Origin of the sequence: Labrys methylaminiphilus subsp. lupini (assembly GCF_051161885.1) — a bacterium.
GTDB lineage: Bacteria > Pseudomonadota > Alphaproteobacteria > Rhizobiales > Labraceae > Labrys.
The window spans coordinates 4,666,034-4,682,428 of sequence record NZ_JBMDIH010000001.1 but is presented as its reverse complement, the minus strand read 5'-3'; the positions used below and the strand labels follow the sequence as shown (position 1 = coordinate 4,682,428).

Annotated in this window: 19 protein-coding genes; 6 read left to right on the top strand and 13 right to left on the bottom strand. The window is 63.4% G+C overall.

The features are described 5' to 3' along the window. Window positions 1-7 precede the first annotated feature (7 nt). Both ACN6KF_RS22025 and ACN6KF_RS22020 read right to left on the bottom strand, forming a co-directional pair. Window positions 8-670, bottom strand: coding sequence for a TetR/AcrR family transcriptional regulator (locus ACN6KF_RS22025; RefSeq protein WP_434958904.1), 663 nt, complete (start codon window positions 668-670; stop codon window positions 8-10). A 36-nt stretch (window positions 671-706) separates the two neighbouring features. Further along, a complete protein-coding gene (locus ACN6KF_RS22020) occupies window positions 707-1,486 on the bottom strand; it encodes a transporter substrate-binding domain-containing protein (protein WP_434958903.1) in 780 nt (259 codons plus the stop codon). Window positions 1,487-1,826: 340 nt separating this feature from the next. Between ACN6KF_RS22020 and ACN6KF_RS22015 the strand changes: the two genes are divergently transcribed. Continuing rightward, on the top strand, window positions 1,827-1,988 hold the full coding sequence (locus ACN6KF_RS22015) for a hypothetical protein (RefSeq protein ID WP_434958902.1): 162 nt from the start codon (window positions 1,827-1,829) through the stop codon (window positions 1,986-1,988). After that, window positions 1,985-2,305 (top strand): hypothetical protein, encoded by a 321-nt coding sequence (locus ACN6KF_RS22010; RefSeq protein ID WP_434958901.1) that lies wholly within the window; start codon window positions 1,985-1,987, stop codon window positions 2,303-2,305. The genes ACN6KF_RS22015 and ACN6KF_RS22010 overlap by 4 nt, the downstream gene beginning before the upstream one ends. A gap of 27 nt (window positions 2,306-2,332) precedes the next feature. Here ACN6KF_RS22010 and ACN6KF_RS22005 read toward each other — a convergent pair whose 3' ends face one another. The 5 genes from ACN6KF_RS22005 to ACN6KF_RS21985 all read right to left on the bottom strand — a co-directional run bounded on the left by ACN6KF_RS22005 (window position 2,333) and on the right by ACN6KF_RS21985 (window position 7,602). Next, entirely contained in the window at window positions 2,333-3,517 is a 1,185-nt protein-coding gene (locus ACN6KF_RS22005) for a serine hydrolase domain-containing protein (protein ID WP_434958900.1), read from the bottom strand. A 100-nt stretch (window positions 3,518-3,617) separates the two neighbouring features. After that, window positions 3,618-4,652 carry an ABC transporter substrate-binding protein gene (locus tag ACN6KF_RS22000; RefSeq protein WP_434958899.1) on the bottom strand — a complete coding sequence of 345 codons (1,035 nt, stop codon included), beginning with the start codon at window positions 4,650-4,652 and terminating at the stop codon, window positions 3,618-3,620. Between the two features lie 109 nt (window positions 4,653-4,761). Continuing rightward, entirely contained in the window at window positions 4,762-5,562 is an 801-nt protein-coding gene (locus ACN6KF_RS21995) for an ABC transporter permease (RefSeq protein ID WP_434958898.1), read from the bottom strand. Further along, window positions 5,555-6,475: an ABC transporter permease gene (locus ACN6KF_RS21990; protein ID WP_434958897.1), complete on the bottom strand. Its 921-nt coding sequence runs from the start codon at window positions 6,473-6,475 to the stop codon at window positions 5,555-5,557. The genes ACN6KF_RS21995 and ACN6KF_RS21990 overlap by 8 nt, the downstream gene beginning before the upstream one ends. Further along, window positions 6,475-7,602 (bottom strand): ABC transporter ATP-binding protein, encoded by a 1,128-nt coding sequence (locus tag ACN6KF_RS21985; RefSeq protein WP_434958896.1) that lies wholly within the window; start codon window positions 7,600-7,602, stop codon window positions 6,475-6,477. Before ACN6KF_RS21985 ends, ACN6KF_RS21990 begins: the two co-directional genes overlap by 1 nt. Before the next feature lie 230 nt (window positions 7,603-7,832). On the opposite strand from ACN6KF_RS21985, the gene ACN6KF_RS21980 reads away from it, so the two are divergent. The 4 genes from ACN6KF_RS21980 (at window position 7,833) to dnaQ (ending at window position 10,945) form a co-directional block, all read left to right on the top strand. After that, the gene (locus ACN6KF_RS21980) at window positions 7,833-8,474 is read left to right on the top strand and encodes a Maf family protein (RefSeq protein ID WP_434958895.1); all 642 of its coding nucleotides are present in this window, start codon (window positions 7,833-7,835) and stop codon (window positions 8,472-8,474) included. 18 nt (window positions 8,475-8,492) lie between these two features. Next, complete coding sequence (locus tag ACN6KF_RS21975; RefSeq protein WP_434958894.1) at window positions 8,493-9,329, top strand: shikimate dehydrogenase; 837 nt, start codon at window positions 8,493-8,495, stop codon at window positions 9,327-9,329. 321 nt (window positions 9,330-9,650) lie between these two features. Further along, window positions 9,651-10,241, top strand: a complete 591-nt coding sequence (gene coaE, locus ACN6KF_RS21970; RefSeq protein ID WP_434959738.1) for a dephospho-CoA kinase — start codon at window positions 9,651-9,653, stop codon at window positions 10,239-10,241. Window positions 10,242-10,255: 14 nt separating this feature from the next. Further along, window positions 10,256-10,945, top strand: coding sequence for a DNA polymerase III subunit epsilon (gene dnaQ, locus ACN6KF_RS21965; RefSeq protein ID WP_434958893.1), 690 nt, complete (start codon window positions 10,256-10,258; stop codon window positions 10,943-10,945). A gap of 45 nt (window positions 10,946-10,990) precedes the next feature. Here dnaQ and ACN6KF_RS21960 read toward each other — a convergent pair whose 3' ends face one another. The 6 genes from ACN6KF_RS21960 to ACN6KF_RS21935 all read right to left on the bottom strand — a co-directional run bounded on the left by ACN6KF_RS21960 (window position 10,991) and on the right by ACN6KF_RS21935 (window position 16,386). Further along, on the bottom strand, window positions 10,991-11,917 hold the full coding sequence (locus ACN6KF_RS21960) for a DMT family transporter (protein ID WP_434958892.1): 927 nt from the start codon (window positions 11,915-11,917) through the stop codon (window positions 10,991-10,993). Window positions 11,918-12,066: 149 nt separating this feature from the next. Then, window positions 12,067-12,525, bottom strand: a complete 459-nt coding sequence (locus ACN6KF_RS21955; protein ID WP_434958891.1) for a hypothetical protein — start codon at window positions 12,523-12,525, stop codon at window positions 12,067-12,069. 143 nt (window positions 12,526-12,668) lie between these two features. Next, a complete protein-coding gene (locus ACN6KF_RS21950; RefSeq protein ID WP_434958890.1) occupies window positions 12,669-13,670 on the bottom strand; it encodes a WD40 repeat domain-containing protein in 1,002 nt (333 codons plus the stop codon). Window positions 13,671-13,965: 295 nt separating this feature from the next. Further along, on the bottom strand, window positions 13,966-14,448 hold the full coding sequence (gene secB / locus ACN6KF_RS21945; RefSeq protein WP_434958889.1) for a protein-export chaperone SecB: 483 nt from the start codon (window positions 14,446-14,448) through the stop codon (window positions 13,966-13,968). Window positions 14,449-14,737: 289 nt separating this feature from the next. After that, a complete protein-coding gene (locus tag ACN6KF_RS21940) occupies window positions 14,738-15,640 on the bottom strand; it encodes a ribokinase (protein WP_434958888.1) in 903 nt (300 codons plus the stop codon). A gap of 101 nt (window positions 15,641-15,741) precedes the next feature. Then, complete coding sequence (locus tag ACN6KF_RS21935; protein WP_434958887.1) at window positions 15,742-16,386, bottom strand: 2-dehydro-3-deoxy-6-phosphogalactonate aldolase; 645 nt, start codon at window positions 16,384-16,386, stop codon at window positions 15,742-15,744. Window positions 16,387-16,395: the final 9 nt, after the last annotated feature.

Sequence of the window (16,395 nt, the reverse complement as noted above, 5' to 3'; positions counted from 1 at the left end):
CCTGCACCTATCGCAAGGGACCCAGCGCGCTTTCCAGCAGGCCGAGACTGGCTTCCTCGGCCTCGGCCGGGGTTACCACCTTGTCGTCGAGACACCATTCCAGCCAGAGGCCATCGACCAAGGCGATGAAGTTGCGGGCGAGCCCGGCGGCATCGACCTGCCGGCCGCGATGGGCGGCGATGGCGGTGATTTCGAGGGCCAACTCGCTGCGGTAAGCCTCGTAGAGGCGGCGATGGGCCTGGCGCAGCTTGTCATTGACCGCGATCTCGCCCCAGAGCGCCAGCCAGACCAGGAGATTGTCGCGTGTGAAGGAGCGAGGCTGGAAATTGGAGCGCACCAGCCCGAGCAGGACGGTCTCGGGCTGGCGCTGCGCCGGGTTTTCCCGCTGCCGGCGGGCCTGCGCGATATGCTCGCTGACGCTTTCGTAGAGCGAAGACTGGTAGACCTCGACCAGGAGATCGTCGAGGCTGCCGAAGTGGTGGTTGATCAGGCCGCGCGAGACCTGGGCTTCCTTGCAGATGCTGTCGATGGTAAAGGCGGCGATACCGCCCTTGGCCAGGGCGCGTATGGCCGCCTCGATCAGCTGACGCCGGCGGACTTCCGCGGTTTCGCGGTTGAACCGGGGGGGGCGCTTGGCTGGGCGGGGCGGTGCAGGCGAGGTTGAGGTCAAACCGGATCGCTTTCTCCCGGCACCGGCCTGACGCCCTCAATCCTTGGGCGGCGTGCCGATATCGAAGCTGAAATATGTCTTGGCGAGCTTGTCGAACTCACCGCTCTTGTAAACGGCAGTGATGCCCGCATCGAGCTTGGCCTTCAAGTCGATATCGCTCTTGCGCAGGCCGCCGGCGATACCCCCCTCGAAAATCGGGTCCTTGGGTATGTTCTTGACCTCGCAGCATTCGCCATCCCCACCCTTGAGAAAGTCGGCCAGCGCAATGCTGTCGGCCAGACCGAGATCGAGCCGGCCGGCGACGAGATCGGCATTGGCGGCATCCTGGGTCGAGTAGGTCTTCACGATAGCCTCGGGATAGGCGCGAGCGATATAATCGGCATAGATCGTGCTCGTCTGCACGCCAACGGTCTTGCCCTTCAGGCCGCCGGGCGAGAAGTCGAAGCTGTCGCCCTTGGCGCCGACGAAATGGGCTGGGGTGGTATAATAGGGAATGGTGAAGGCGACCTGCCGGGAGCGTTCCGGCGTGATGCCCATCGAGGCCCAGATCACGTCGATCTTGTTTGAATTGAGCGCCGGGATGATGCCGTCCCAGGCGGTCTGCACGATCTCGCAATCGAGCTTGGCGGCCTTGCACACGGCCTTGGCGAGATCGACTTCGAAACCGGCCCATCGCCCTTCGGCATCCTTGGCCGCGAAAGGCGGATAGGGCTCGGCGGCAAGGCTGACGCGGATGGAAGCCGCCTCGGCCCCGGTCATGGCAATGAAGAACAGGGTGGTGGCGGCGATACAACGCGTCCCGATATGAAGAGGCATGGTGTCTTTCCGTTCTCTGGCTGCACAGGCACGGCCGCGAAAGATCGGATGATCGGCAAGGGCAGGTATAAACGTTTCCCGGTGCCGAGCATCCTCCGCCGCGGCTATTGCTCTTTCTTATTGAACAAACGTACAACAAGAGAAAGGAGGATGCAATGCTCGTGGCGGCCGGCATGAACGCGGCTGGCCAGGGGCCATCGCGCACCAGGAACGGGCGAGGTGTCGGCTGAGGCGATTTTGCTGTGAATTCACGGGAGGCCGCGCGGGACGGGACGGCTCATCCCTTTGTGGTCTGGCATAGAATGAGGAGGCTTGATCGGCCAGTGCGAGCGGGGTGTGAATGACTGAGGATCTGACCCTATGGCCGCCACGCGATCATCCGGCGCTCGTTCTGCTTTTTTATTTGGCTTTCAGCCTGCTGGGCATTGCCCTGGCCTCGCTCATGGCGGCGCTGGTTCACGTCGGCGTGGCAGCGCTGCAAGGGGAAAGCTCTTCCCCTTGAATCTGCAAGAAGCCTTCCCGGTCGAGACCCCAGTCGCGACTCTGGCCGCGCTGACGGCGATGTTTGGCGTCATTCCCGCCTTGCTTGTCAGGGGAGCCGTCCAACTGATTGGATGGAGGTCGCCCTGGCTTTACATCGCCGCAGCCGCGGCTTTTGCTGTCGCCGCGTATTTCGAGACTATCCGCACCGCGCAGATTTTGTCAGAGAATCCCGATCTTGCCATGAATGCCACGGGTTTCGGCACGCTGGGTGCATCGTGCGGCCTGGTGTTCTGGCTGGTGGCGGTGCGGCTGCCGACCGGTCTTGCGAGGCGATGAGCCCGTCCAGACCGGCCGGCCATACCCTTAGACCCTCGTAGCCAGGGCCTCGAATAGCTGGAGATTGAGCTTGTCGGTCGCATCGTCCACCGGCTCGGGCTGCGAGGACAGCTTGACAACAACCACTTCGGTGGCCGGGTTCACATAAAGCCACTGGCCATGAATGCCGATGGCCAGGAAGGCGCCATTGGCATAGCCGGTCTGATACCATTTATTGCGGTAGCGGCCCTGGCCAAGCAGATGCACGAAGTCGCCCCGCTGCCAGGCCTCGCTGCTGCCGCCCCGGCAGGTGTCATCAACCCAGGCCTGCGAGACGATACGGGTGCCCTCCAAGCTGCCGCCTTGGCGCATCATTTCGCCGACACGGGCAAGATCCCGCGCGCTCATGCTTATGCCGCCCGCGGCGCGGGCCGTGCCCCCGGCATCGACCGTGACGGTGCCATCCTGGCGGGCGCCGAGTTTTTGCCACAAGCGGGAGGAGGCGTAATCGGCGTAGCGCTCGCCGCTGGCCCGTTCGACCACGATGCCGAGCAGATCGGAATTGGGCGAGCGGTAGCGGAAGGGGCCGCCATGCTCACCAACGCCCTTGGGCATGGAGGCGATGAAGCCGAGCAACGTTCCGGGATCCTGACCCGGCGCCGAGGGATTCCACAAGGTGGCACGCCGATAGCGAGCGAATTCGCCGGCGGGATCGAGATAGGCTTCCTCGAAAGAGAGGCTGACGCGCATGTCGAGCAGGTGGCGCACACTGGCATCGGCAAAGGCCGAGCCGGCGACTTCGGGCACATAGTCGACGATAGGAGCTTCGGGATCGAGCCGGCCTTCGTTCTCTGCGACACCGGCGAGGATCGCGGTCAGCGACTTGGAGATGGAAAAGACGATGTGCCGGCTCGCGCTGGTGAAGTGCGGGGCGTGGAAGTCAGCAACGAAGCGGCCTGCCTTCATCACCACCAGGGCGTCGGTGGACGTCTGCGCCAGGATGTCGGCGAGGGAACGGCTGTCGCCGTCGATCGTCAGGATTTCACGCAGCAGACCGGAGGGATCGGCGTCCGGCGTCTCGTGCCCGGCGGCTTCGGCGGCAATCCGCGCAGTCGGCACCAGTTCGGAGACGTTGCGGAAGGCCCAGACATTCCAGGGCGCCTGGCGCCAATTGCTGAGCTGTACGGCATCACGGCGAAAGCCGTAGGCGGTTTCGAAGGCTGAAAGAGGCATGATGATCGATAAAATGAGGCGGCTGGAGCGAAAGGAGGGAATGTCGAGGGCCCTCCCCCTTTGTAGGAGGGAGAGGGCTTGATGCGTCGAAATGCGGCCCTTACTTCTGCAGCTCGGTCCAGATCTTGCTGTAGAGCTCGGTCACCTCGGGCGGGCAGGCATGCGAGAACTCGGCGGTCTTCATGACCTCTTCCGGCACATTGACCTCCGGTGCGTCCTTCATGTCAGCAGGCATGAACTTCTCCGAACCGGCGATGCCGTTGGCATAGCGATGGAAGGCCGAGTTCAAGGCGGCGTTTTCAGGATCCATCATGAAGTTCATGAACAGCTTGGCGTTCTCGACATTCTTGGCTTCCTTCAGCACGACGATGTTGTCGCTCCAGAGCTGCACGCCCTCCTTGGGATAGCCGTAATGGATCTGCGGGTGGCCCAGGCGCTGGCGCAAGGCCGAGCCGTTCCAATCGCTGGAAGCCTTGAAGTCGCCGGCACCCATCTTCTCGATTGTGTTGTATTCCATGGCGATCCAGTTCGGCTTGGCCTTGACCAGGGTGTCGCGCACCTTCTTGAGCAGCGTCTTATCGCCGTCGCACATCTTGCCGCCATTGTAGCGCAGGGCGGCGTGGATGACGTCGTTCATCTCCGGCACGACATTGGTCTTGCCCTTCAGCTCGGCCGGCGTGTCGAAGATGATGCCCCAGGTGTTGATGTCACCCTTGTAGACGTCGGTATTGACCACGACACCGACCGTGCCCCAGGCCCATGGCACCGAATATTTGCGGCCGGGATCGAAGGGCGGATCGGCCCACTGCTTGGCGACGTTCTTGAAGTTCTCCATCTTGGAGGGATCGACCTCCTGGACTAGGCCTTCAGAGATCCAGATCGGGATGAAGTTCTGCGAGGGCATGGCGATGTCGTAGCCCGTGCCGCCCTGGCGCACCTTGGCGAGTGCCGTGTCGTTGGAGTCGTAGTCGGTGATGGTGACCTTGACGTTGTATTTCTGCTCGAACTTCTTGATCATCTCAGGGCTGGTGTAGTTGCCCCAGTTGAAGATGTTGAGCGCGCCCTCCGCGCTGGCGAGGCTCGTGGATGCGAGCAGCGCCAACGCGGCGGCCGTGGCCGTGGATTTCCAGTTCATCTCTGTCTCCCGTTACAAAGCCGGGGCACCGGCTTGAGCTCTATTGCCCCCAACCTGAGTGGCGATGCGGCGGCCGGGCGAAGATGCGAGCTTCGCTCCGCCCGGCGCATCAGTCTTTCTTCCTGCTGATGAAGAAGAAAATCGTGACGATGACGACGGATAGCAGCAGGAAGACCGTCGACAGCGCATTGACTTCGGGTGTGACACCGCGGCGCAGCTGGCCGAGCATGTAGGTCGGCAGCGTATCCTGGCCACCGGATTTGACGAATTCGGTGATCACCACGTCGTCGAGCGAGGTGACGAAGGCCAGCATCAGGCCGGCGAGGATGCCAGGCCAGAGCAGCGGCAGCGTCACGCGCCGGAAGGTTCGCCATGGCGTGGCATAGAGATCGGCGGCCGCGCGCTCCAAAGTCAGGTCCATGCCCTCCAGACGTGCCCGGATCGGCAGATAGGCGAAGGGCACGCAGAAGGCCGTATGGGCGGCGATCAGATAAGCCAGGCCATCATAGCCGGTGACGATCTTGATGCGGGAGAAGAAGATCAGCAGCGCCACGCCGGTGACGATTTCCGGCACCATCAGTGGCTGGTTGATGGCCGAATAGGTGAAGGTGAGTCCCCGATAGGCTTCGGTGCGCGTGGTCGCCAGGGCCGCCATGGTGGCGCAGATGGTGGAGAGCACCGCGGCGACGGTGGCGATCTGGAAGGAGCGCAGCGTGGCGTCGACCACCTGGTCGTTGTTCCAGGTCGCCGTGAACCATTTCAGCGAAAAGCCACCCCAGGTGGAGACCGATGTCGCTTCGTTGAAGGCATAAACAACCATCACCACGATCGGCAGATAGAGCAGCACGAAGCAGAGGAGCGCGATGGTGGTGAAGCCGGGCTGGCGGCGGATGGAGAAGGGCTCAGCCATGTTTCACTCCCGAACCGCCGGTGTTGCGCACATAGACCAGCAGCGCCACCATCACGATCGCCATCACCGTGATGGAGAGCGAGGCACCCAGCGGCCAGTTGCGGCCCTGGCCGAATTGCAGCTCGATAAGGTTGGACAGCATCATGTTCTTGCCGCCGCCGAGCAGGTTCGGCGTGACATAGGCGCCGAGCGCCGGGATGAACACCAGGATGGAGCCGGCGACGATGCCGGGCTTGGTCAACGGCACGATGATGCGGCGGAGTACCTGGAAGCGGCTGGCATAGAGGTCATAGCCCGCTTCGACCAGACGGAAGTCGAACTTTTCCATGCTGGCATAGATCGGCAGCACCATCAGCGGCAGATAGACATAGGCCATGCCCGCCAGGATGGCGGTATCGGTATAGAGGATCTGCAACGGCGCCGAGATCACGCCAAGCTTGATCAGCATCGTGTTGAACAGGCCCTCGTTCCGGATGATCTGCAGCACGGCGAAGGTGCGGATCAGAAGATTGGTCCAGAACGGAATGGTGATCAGGAACAGCCAGAGGTCACGCCGGTTGGCCGGTCGCGTCGAGATGAAATAGGCGGTGGGAAAGCCGAACGCCAAGGTGACCACCGTGGTCATCAGCGCCAGCTTCACCGAGCGCCAGAAGATGGTGAGGTGGGCGCTGGCCAGCGACAGCGTGTCGTCGAACATGTCGCGTTCGAAGAACACCGAGGTCCAGGCCTCCGTGGAGAAGTTCCATTTCACGTCGCCATAGGGACCGGGCTCCAGGAAGGAATAGATCAGCACGATCAGGAGCGGGCCGGTGGCCGCGAGCAGGATCACCAGCAAGGCGGGGGTGGAGAGCAGCCAGCGATTGCGGATTTCGCTCCGCCGGGCTTTGGATGCGATTTCGGCGGCCTCTGCCATCAGTCCCTCAACACCCGGGCTGTGCCTTCGGCGAAGACCACGCCGGCGCGCTGGCCCGGCTGGAAGCTCTCGCTGGAGCCGGTGAAAGTGTCGCCGCCTGCGGCCTGAGCGCTTGTATTCTGCCGGCGCACGGTGAAGCGGGGCCCGTGATCGAGACGCAGGTGAAAATGCGTATCGGTGCCGAGATAGACGACATTCTCGACCGTACCGGCCAGGAGAGCGTCTTCGCCGGTGGTGAGCTGCGCATGTTCGGGACGCACCACCAGCCAGGTCTTGTCGGCGGGCTGATGCCCGTCGCTGAGGCCGGCCTTGATCTCGCGCCCCGAAGGCAGCTTGACGCGCGCCTGGGCGCCGTCGCGGCCCAGAAAATCGGTTTCGATGAAATTGGTCTCGCCGATGAACTCGGCGACGAAGCGCTCGGCCGGCGTGTCGTAGATGTCGCGCGGGGCGCCCACCTGCAGGATCCGCCCTGCGGACATCACTGCGATACGGTCCGACATGGCCAGGGCTTCCTCCTGGTCATGCGTGACGAAGATGAAGGTGATGCCGGTCTCGTGCTGCAGGCGCTTGAGCTCGAGCTGCATCTCCTTGCGCAGCTTGTAGTCGAGTGCCGACAGGGGCTCGTCGAGCAACAGCACCTTGGGTTGGGGCGCCAAAGCGCGCGCGAGGGCGACACGCTGCTGCTGGCCGCCGGAGATCTGGCTGGTCTTGCGATCGGCCAGGTGCTCCATGCGCACCAGGCGCAGCATCTGCGCAACGCGTGCCCCGATTTCGGCCTTGGGCTTGCCCAGCATCTCCAGGCCGAAGCCGATATTCTCGGCCACCGACATGTGCGGGAAGAGGGCATAGCTCTGGAACACGGTGTTGACCGGCCGCTTGAAGGGCGGCAGGCTGGCAATGTCTTCGCCATAGAGCAGGATCTGCCCGGAGGTGGGGAAATCGAACCCTGCGATCAGGCGCAACAGCGTGGTCTTGCCGCAGCCGGATGGTCCGAGCAGGGTAAAGAACTCATTCTGGCGAATGGATACGCTCACCGTATCCAGAGCGACGAAGGCACTGTCGCCAGCGCCGAAAACCTTCCGCACATCGCGAACTTCGATTGAATTGACAACCGTTCCGTCCGGCACGCACAACCCCTCATCTGCCTTGGCTCGCGGCCAGGCTCGTCTCGGTTCATTTTTCTTGGCTTTCGATAATGTGATCACAATATCAGCTGGTTTGCAACGGGCCGGTGTGCAGGATTTTCAGGCAACCCCTGCGGCTGAAAGCAGCGATCATGCGGCATTTTTGGCCGCTACCCTACGCAAAAGCCGGATGGGCTGCTAAGGCAAGGCAGAAAAACGGGATTTTCAGACCAATGAAAAAAGTTGACGGTCGGGCTCAGGATCAAGCTGCCGGAGTATCAGCGCGCTTTGTACTGGCCTCCAAATCCGCCATTCGCGGCGAGATGCTGAGGGCGGCCGGGCTTGCGATCGAGACGATCCCGGCAGCGATCGACGAGCGTGGCTTCGAACGCCGATGGCAGGCGGACAACCTGGCTCCCGACCGGGTTGCCGAGGCACTCGCCCGTGAAAAGGCTCTGGCCGTTTCGCGCACCGAGCCGGGTGCCGTGGTGATTGGCGCCGATCAGACCATGGCTTTGGGCGAGCAGCGCTTTTCCAAGGTGGCCACGCTGGCGGAGGCCCGCGACAAGCTTCTTGTTTTGCGCGGGCGGTGCCACGAACTCCATTCCGCCTATGCCCTGGCGAGGGATGGAGAGGTTCTGGCGAGCGGCGTTGCCAGCGCCCGCCTCACCATGCGCAATTTCTCGGATGCCTTTCTCGACGATTATCTTGCCCGAGCGGGAGAGTCGATCCTGGGCAGCGTCGGCTGCTATCAGCTCGAAGGGCTGGGCGTGACCCTGTTCGAGGCCATCGAGGGTGATTATTTCACCATTCTCGGTCTCCCCCTGCTGCCCCTGCTTGCCACGTTGCGCGAGCATGGTCTTGCGACTGCCTGAGCCTTTACAGGACACGCCATGAAACGCGCCTTCGTCGTCGGCTATCCCATCTCCCATTCACGTTCGCCGCTGATCCACGGTTTCTGGCTGAAGGAGCTGGGCATTCAGGGCAGTTACGAACGCATCGCGGTCGAGCCGGCCGCCTTCCAAGCCTTTGCCACCACGCTGGCCGATCGGGGCTTTACCGGCGGAAACGTCACCGTGCCGCACAAGGAAGCGGCCTTCCGCCTTGCCAGCGTGGACGATCCTGTCGCGCGCGACCTCGAGGCCGTCAACACGCTCTGGTTTGAAGACGGCGTGCTCAAGGGCATGAATACCGATGTCGCCGGCTTCCTTGCCAATCTCGACCAGGAGGCCCCAGGCTGGAGCGATAATCTGAGGCGGGCAGTCGTGCTCGGTGCCGGCGGCGCGTCCCGGGCCATTCTCTACGGCCTCATCCAGCGTGGCGCCGCTGAGATCCTGCTGATCAACCGCACGCTGGAACGCGCCGAAGCTCTTGCTCGCCATTTCGGCTCGAAGGTGAAGGCGCTGGCCTGGGACCAGGCCGAAACCGCTCTCGAAGGGGCCGATCTCCTGGTCAATACCACCTCGCTCGGCATGAAGGGCCAGCCGCCGCTCGATCTCGACCTCTCGCACCTGCCGAAATCGGCGTTGGTGACCGACATCGTCTATGTGCCGCTGGAGACGCCGCTGCTCGCTGCGGCCCGGCGGTTCGGCCTTGCCACGGTGGATGGGCTCGGCATGCTCCTGCATCAGGCTGTTCCCGGCTTCGAGCACTGGTTCGGCGCCAGGCCCGAGGTGACGCCGCAATTGCGGGCGCTGGTGCTGGCGGATATCGAGGCGCAAGCAGGTTGAACTCGATCGCATCCATGCATTCGATCGAGTTCAATCCGCAAGATATGAAACGTTTGCAGAATACGCGCGCTTGCCCACGAATGGGGATGCGCGTGTATTCTGCCGGGGGATGGGATTTTTCGGGTGATCCCTGCCTGGCGACAGGCTTCAATGTGATCACGATGCGCGGACATTCGTGTCCGTATCCAAAGCGTTTTACGATGAGAACGTCTATTTCTAATCGCAGAAGAGCTCTAGCCAATCCGTTGGATTGGCCTGGAAACAAAGAGTTGGAGCGAACAAGCGTTCAGTCATGAATGCGTTTTGCTCTAGGAGGCGATGATGACCTTCGTTCTTGGCCTGACCGGCTCGATCGGCATGGGCAAGTCGGCAACGGCGGCGATGTTCCGGGCGCGCGGCATTCCCGTGCACGATGCCGATGCCACCGTCCATCGTCTTTATGCCGGACCGGCGGTGGCCGCCGTGGAGGCCGCCTTTCCCGGCGTGACCGTGAAGGGCGTAATCGATCGCGCCAAGCTCGGGCGGCAGGTATTCGGCAATGCCGAGGCGATGCGGACCCTTGAGGCGATCGTGCATCCTCTCGTGCATGCCGCCGAACAGAATTTCCTGGCGTCGGCTCGTGACAAGGGGGCGAACCTTGCCGTGCTCGATATCCCCCTGCTCTATGAAACCGGCGGCGAGCGGCGCTGCCGGGCGGTCGCGGTGGTCTCGGCTCCTGCCCGCATCCAGCGCGAGCGCGTAATGGCGCGTCCCGGCATGGACGAGGAACGCTTCGCCATCATTCTGGCTCGGCAGGTGCCGGATGTGGAAAAGCGCCGCCGCGCCCATTTCATCATCGATTCAAGCAGGGGTCTCGACTTTGCCCAGAATCAGGTGGATGCCATAATCACAGCCCTGTCCTCCACCGCTTGAGTCGGAAGCCTTTCATGCGCGAGATCATCCTCGATACTGAAACCACCGGCCTTGATCCCAATGAAGGGCATCGGCTGGTCGAGATCGGCTGTGTGGAGATGCTCGACCGCAATCCCACCGGCGCCACCTGGCACAAATATTTCAACCCCGAGCGCGACATGCCGGTGGAGGCCTTCAACGTGCATGGGCTTTCCGCCGAGTTCCTGTCCGACAAGCCGCTCTTCGCCGAGCTCGCCCAGGAATTCGTCGATTTCATTGGTGACGCCCATCTCGTCATCCACAATGCCGGCTTCGACATGCGATTCCTCAATGCGGAGCTGAAGCGCGTCAACAAGGCTGTCTTGCAGTTGGACCGGGTGGTCGACACCCTGGCCATGGCCCGGCGCAAGCACCCCGGCGCGCGCGCTTCGCTCGATGAACTGTGTCAGCGCTACGGCATCGACAATTCCAAGCGCGTCAAGCATGGCGCCTTGCTCGACGCCGAGATCCTGGCCGAAGTCTACATCGAGCTGACCGGTGGACGCCAGACGGCGCTCAGCCTTGCTTCGGCCTCCGCCGCCATCGTCGCCCGCGCCGGCGGCGGCGCGGTCAGGCCCCGCCCCAAAGCATTGCCATCGCGCATCAGACCCGAGGAACTGGCCGCCCACGAGGCCTTCATTGCTGGCCTGGGCGAGAATGCCTTGTGGAAGAAATATGCACCGTGACGGGGCTGGTGGGTTAACGGTCTGAAGATCGGCCCTCTGCTCGCCTCATGCTGGGCGCAGGCGCCTGAAAAGACGTCCGTCGATCGCCACCAAAGCCAGGCCGATCAAAGCCATCCCGGCAAAATGCTTCAGTTCGAGCCTTTCTCCGAGAACGAGTGCGCCGAGCAGGATGGCGCTGATCGGGATGAGAAAGGTCACCAGGGCCAGATTGGTGGCGCCTGCCGTGGTCAGGATGCGGAAATAGAGGACATAGGCGAGCGCCGTGGACAAGGCGGCCAGGGCGAGGATTGCCGCCCAGACCGTCGGACCCGGCATGGCCAGCGTCCAGGGCTGGTCGACGAGGATCGCAACCGGCACCAGCATCAGGGTAGAAGCCGTGACCTGCCCGGTGGCGGTGACCATCGGCGCGACGCCGAGGGCTTTGAAGCGGCGGCCGAAAATAGCGGCGAGCGCGTAGGAGATGGCAGCGCCGAGCACGGCACATTGCGCGGCAAACTGCGCGCCCAGGTCCGCAAGGGCCTGGGGGCCAACCATCAGGGCCACGCCCGACAGTCCGATCATCACGCCGGCGAGGCGATTGCCGGTCATGCGTTCTTCCGCCGTCAGGAAATGGGCGGCGATTACCGTCCATAGGGGCGTCGTGGCATTGAGGATGGCGGCAAGGCCGGAGGCGATCTCGGTCTGGCCCCAGACGATCAGGCAGAAGGGCGTGACGTTGTTGAGCAGGCCCATGCCGAAAAAGGCGGCCCAAAGGCGAGGTTCACGCGGCAGGGATTGGCCGTGGAACGACAGGACGGCCAGCAGGATGAGTGCGGCGAGGCCGACGCGCAGCAGGACAATGGTGAACGGCGGCAGGGCCTTGATCGCGATGCCGGTGAAGAAGAAGGACCCGCCCCATAGCAGCGAGAGAGTGAGCAACAGGCCCCATTCGACGGGCCCCATCGGGTTATTGGGAGTGGCAGGTCTCGTCATGGTGCAGATCCGAGAAGCGGGCTTTCTCAAGATCTGCAGCACCGGCCGGGCCGATGCCACCCGCTTCCTGCGATTTCATGCCGGGTTGCAAAAAGACCAAGCCATCGAAGACACGTTTCCCCGGGAAGAGCCGGTCCTGGTGAGAAGCTTCAGCGGGGTTCGACCTGCAGGGAACGGCCACGCCAAGTGTAGCTCGCCCTGTCCACCAGACAATAGAGACCGTGGAGCGTTACCGGGCGTCTTGGTTCCGTCTTGGGCAAGACGGTCAATTCCGCCCTGGCGCAGTCCGCTTCGGCGGGCACCGCTGTGGCGGTGACGTCTGGCAGCTGCGGATAGGGTTCGCTGTAGCGATATTGCCGGGCCGCTGGCTCGGTGCCCAGCACCGACAGTAGCGTGTTCAACACGGCGGAACTGCCGGTTTCGGAAATACCGGCCTCGCCGAGCGCCTTCACCAGGGCGTTCCGGCTCTCCCGTTCCAATTGAGGGGAGGCCGGCAGCACTGCCCTTCCGTCCGTCGGGGCGAGCAACAGGACGAGTATGACGGCGAAACCTGCGCGAAAGTGCCACCGCTGTCGTTCGGAGGCGCGTCTTGCAAGGGTTCCAGGCATGCCAAGCCAACTCCGTGATGGGGTATGAGAGGGAAGAATCGCTTCTATGTCCACCCTTGCGGTGAACCGGTGTCGGCTTTCATTCATCGCAGCGTGCCGGCGCCGATGAGCGTCATGGCGACGTGTCAGTATGTTCGAAGGTATCAGTCGCCAATGGCGAACAGGGCGTAGCCCGAACCCTCGCGACCATCGCGCCGGACTGCAAGGCGGCGGCCATCGGCGGACCAGGCCGCTTCCGTGGCAAGCCTGGGGACGGCAGCGTTGATGAGGCGCTGGCCGGTCCTCATGTCCCAGACCTGTAGAATACCGTCTGCCTCGACCGGACGCAGGATCAGTGACAATCTGCGTCCATCCGGCGACAGCAGCAGCCAGTTGGTCGAAATCTGCTGCTTGGCAATGCCGAGATCGTGGCTCGATCTGCGGCCATCGGCCTGTACGATCTCGATCACGCCCTGGTTGGCGCGAACCACCGCCGTGGTGCCGTCGGGCATATTCACCGGCATGTCGCTGGAGCCGAGCGCCTTGTTCCAGTTCACCTGGCCCCGATCGATCTTTTCTCCCCCGATCGTCCAGGCTCTGGTGAAAAGCCGAAACCGCTGATTGTCCGGGTCGAACTGGCCGAAACCGGAACGGCTCGTCGGGATGTCGTCCATCGGCTTCTCCCACCCGGGATCGCCACTGGTCAGGGGCATGAGCCTGAGGGTCGCCACCACCTGTTCCGTGGCGGCCGCTTTGCCTGGCTGCGGCACGGCCATCACGGCATGGCGACCATTCCAGGAGAGCAGGATGGCGCCGTTGAGGCGGCCCTCCTCGAAGTCGCCCAGCGGGGTACGGCGCAGAATCATGCCTGATTCGGCCGACACTTCCAGCAATGTATAGCGTTGGGGAATGACGCCGGCAGCGGTAGCCGGCTGGGTTTCGGTCATCGCCAAGGCCAGGTGATCGCTTTCGCCTTCGAACGCCATGGCCGGATTGTTGAGGCTTCTGCCGTCGAACAGGTTCGAAAATTCATAGGCGGCGATGCAGCCGCTGCGGCGGAGCCAGACGTCGAGGAGGCCGCAACTGCGCAGTTGCTGGCCGACGAGATAAATGCCGCCACCGGCAAGCATGGCCGCGGCAAGGCATCCGACGATCAGCCGCCGCATTCCCAAGCCAATTCCTCCTGCCTCCGGTCCTTGCGTCTGCGGAGCGCGGCCGGATGATCGACATCCGATCTGAAGCAAAGCGCGCTCATGACTGAACGCTTGCCTGCTCCAGCTCATTGTTTCCAAGCCAATCCGTCGGATTGGCTAGAGCGTCTTTGCGATTTGAAGGGATTCATTCAAATCACAACGCACTTTAGCGCGGCTTCGGGAATGGCACTTGTTTCACAACATACCGGCGGCGCGTCGAAATCGCGCCGCCGGTCCTGTCCAGGAGAGTTTCGCAGTCCGGCGATCGTCAGGCCTGACCGACGGTCGGCTGGCTCTGGGCGAGGCGGTTGCGGTAGAGCGCCACGAAATCGATCGGGTCGATCATCAAGGGCGGGAAGCCGCCATTGCGCGTGCAATCGGCGATGATCTGGCGGGCGAAGGGGAAGAGCAGGCGCGGGCCTTCGATCATCACCATGGCGTGGACATTGTCTTCGGGAATGCCGGCGAGACGGATCACCGCGCCGTAGAGCAGCTCGAACTTGAACAGAGTGTTGGCGCCCTCGCCGGCGCCGCCCTCGATCGAAAGCTCCACTTCATAGTCCGGGCCGCCGAGCGGCTTGCCGTTGACGTTGACGGTGAGCTGGATCTGCGGCGAGTTCTGCAAATTGCCGAGCGAGCGCGGTGCGTTCGGGTTCTCGAAGGAGAGGTCCTTGATGTATTGCGCCAGCACGTTGAGGGCGGGCTGGACTTCCTGCGCCTCTTCGGGGCCGTTCTGCTGTTCGTTCGCCATTTCGAGTTCCTTGTGGGTGTGCAGCCCTTGGGCCGAAGAAAAAACCGCTCCAGAGCGCCCCATGGTTCGGCAAGGCCGCCCAACCTGGCAGTGACGCATCAGAACAAAGGGCTAAAGCAAGGCTCGCTCCGGCTTGGACGCGCCATACTCTAGGAAAGGTAAACCAGTAACCGGCCGATCATGGCAGGCCACCGAGCCAGCGCGCGGGTACCACGCCGGAGCCGTGGCGACAAGGGGAGGTTGAACTTCCGTACCGGCAAGATCTCGCTGCCCCACTCCCATCTTAAGCCTATGAATTGCGCATGGCGTCGTCGATCTCGGCCTTGGTCGGAATGCTGGATTGGGCACCGGGTCGCGTGCAGGCCAGTGAACCGCTGGCGGCACCGCGAGCCAGGGCAACCTCCAGGCCAAGCCCCTGATCGAGAGCCGCGGCATAGGCGCCGGTGAAGCTGTCTCCGGCGGCGGTGGTGTCGACCGGCGTCACCTTGAGAGCCGGTGCCGCGTAGCGGGCGCCATTGCTCCAGCCGACCACGCCTTCGGCGCCCAGCGTGACGATGCCGGCGCAGCCGAAGCGTTCATTGATCAACCGGGCGGCTTCGATCGGGTCGGCGGTTTCAATGCCGGCGGCCCTGGCGACCACCAGAGCCTCATGCTCATTGACGACGAGATCGTCGACCAGCCGCAGTATTTCTTCGGGGAGCGGGCCGGCTGGCGCCACGTTGAAGACGACGCGGGCGCCGCGCGATTTGGCGTGCTTGATCGCGGCAAAATTCTCGGAGTCGCGGATCTCGCGCTGCAGCAGCACGATGTCACCCTTGGCAAGGTCGAAGGTCTCCAGCTGCTGGGCGCGCGTGGCCTGGTTCGCGCCGGAGGCGACGACGATGGCGTTCTCGGCCTTCTCGTCCACCGTGATCAGGGCGACGCAGGTCGGCTTGTCGACCGGCAGCACCGGCGCGACATCGACGCCCGCTTCCCGCATTACCGAAAGGGCGAGATCGGCAAAGCCGTCATTGCCACGCGAACCGATGATGGCGGTCTTGGAGCCGGCGCGCGCCGCCGACACCGCCTGATTGGCACCCTTGCCGCCAGGTACCATGAAATAGCCTTCGCACAGCACGGTTTCGCCAGGGTGGGGGATATGGCTGACATTGGTGACCAGGTCCACGCCAAGCGAACCGAACACGACGATCATAGGGCGGTTTCCTCGATTGTTGGAGTGCGGACTTCCAGTCCGCATCTGTTGGCAACAATATCGTCTCTAAGAGCGGACTGGAAGTCCGCGCTCCGAAAGGTTCAGGCCGTGCGCTCGCCCTGGAGCGCCCGGATGGCGGCGGTGAGGGCAGCCGCACGCTCGCCGACCTCGGCGGCGCTGCGCCCGACCGCATAGAGGTCCGAACCCACGCCGAAGCCGTCGACGCCGACGGCAAGATAGGGCGGAATGGTCTGTGGCGAGACGCCGCCGACCACCAGCATCTTGGTGTTGCGGGGCAGCACGGCGCGCATGGCCTTGACGGCGGCCGGCGATGCCATCTCGGCTGGGAACAGCTTCAGCGCATCGGCTCCGGCCTCCAGCGCGGCGAAGGCTTCGGTCGGGGTGAAAAAACCCGGCAGGGACAGGAGACCGCGCGCCTTGCTGGCCCGGATCACCTCGACATTGGTGTTGGGCGAGACGATCACCGTGCCGCCCGCCTCGGCGACGCCGGCAACATCCTTAACGGTGAGCACGGTACCGGCACCCACCAAGGCGCGTCCGGCGAGGCTACGGGCGAGAAGGCCGATGGAGGTGAGGGGGGCGGGCGAGTTGAGCGGTACTTCCAGGATGCGGATGCCGGCCGCGACGATCGCCTCGGCGATGGCTTCCACCTCATCCGGCTTGACCCCACGCAGGATGGCGACCAGCGGCATCTCGGCCAGGGCGGAGGCGAGGGTGAGGCTCATGGTTTTATC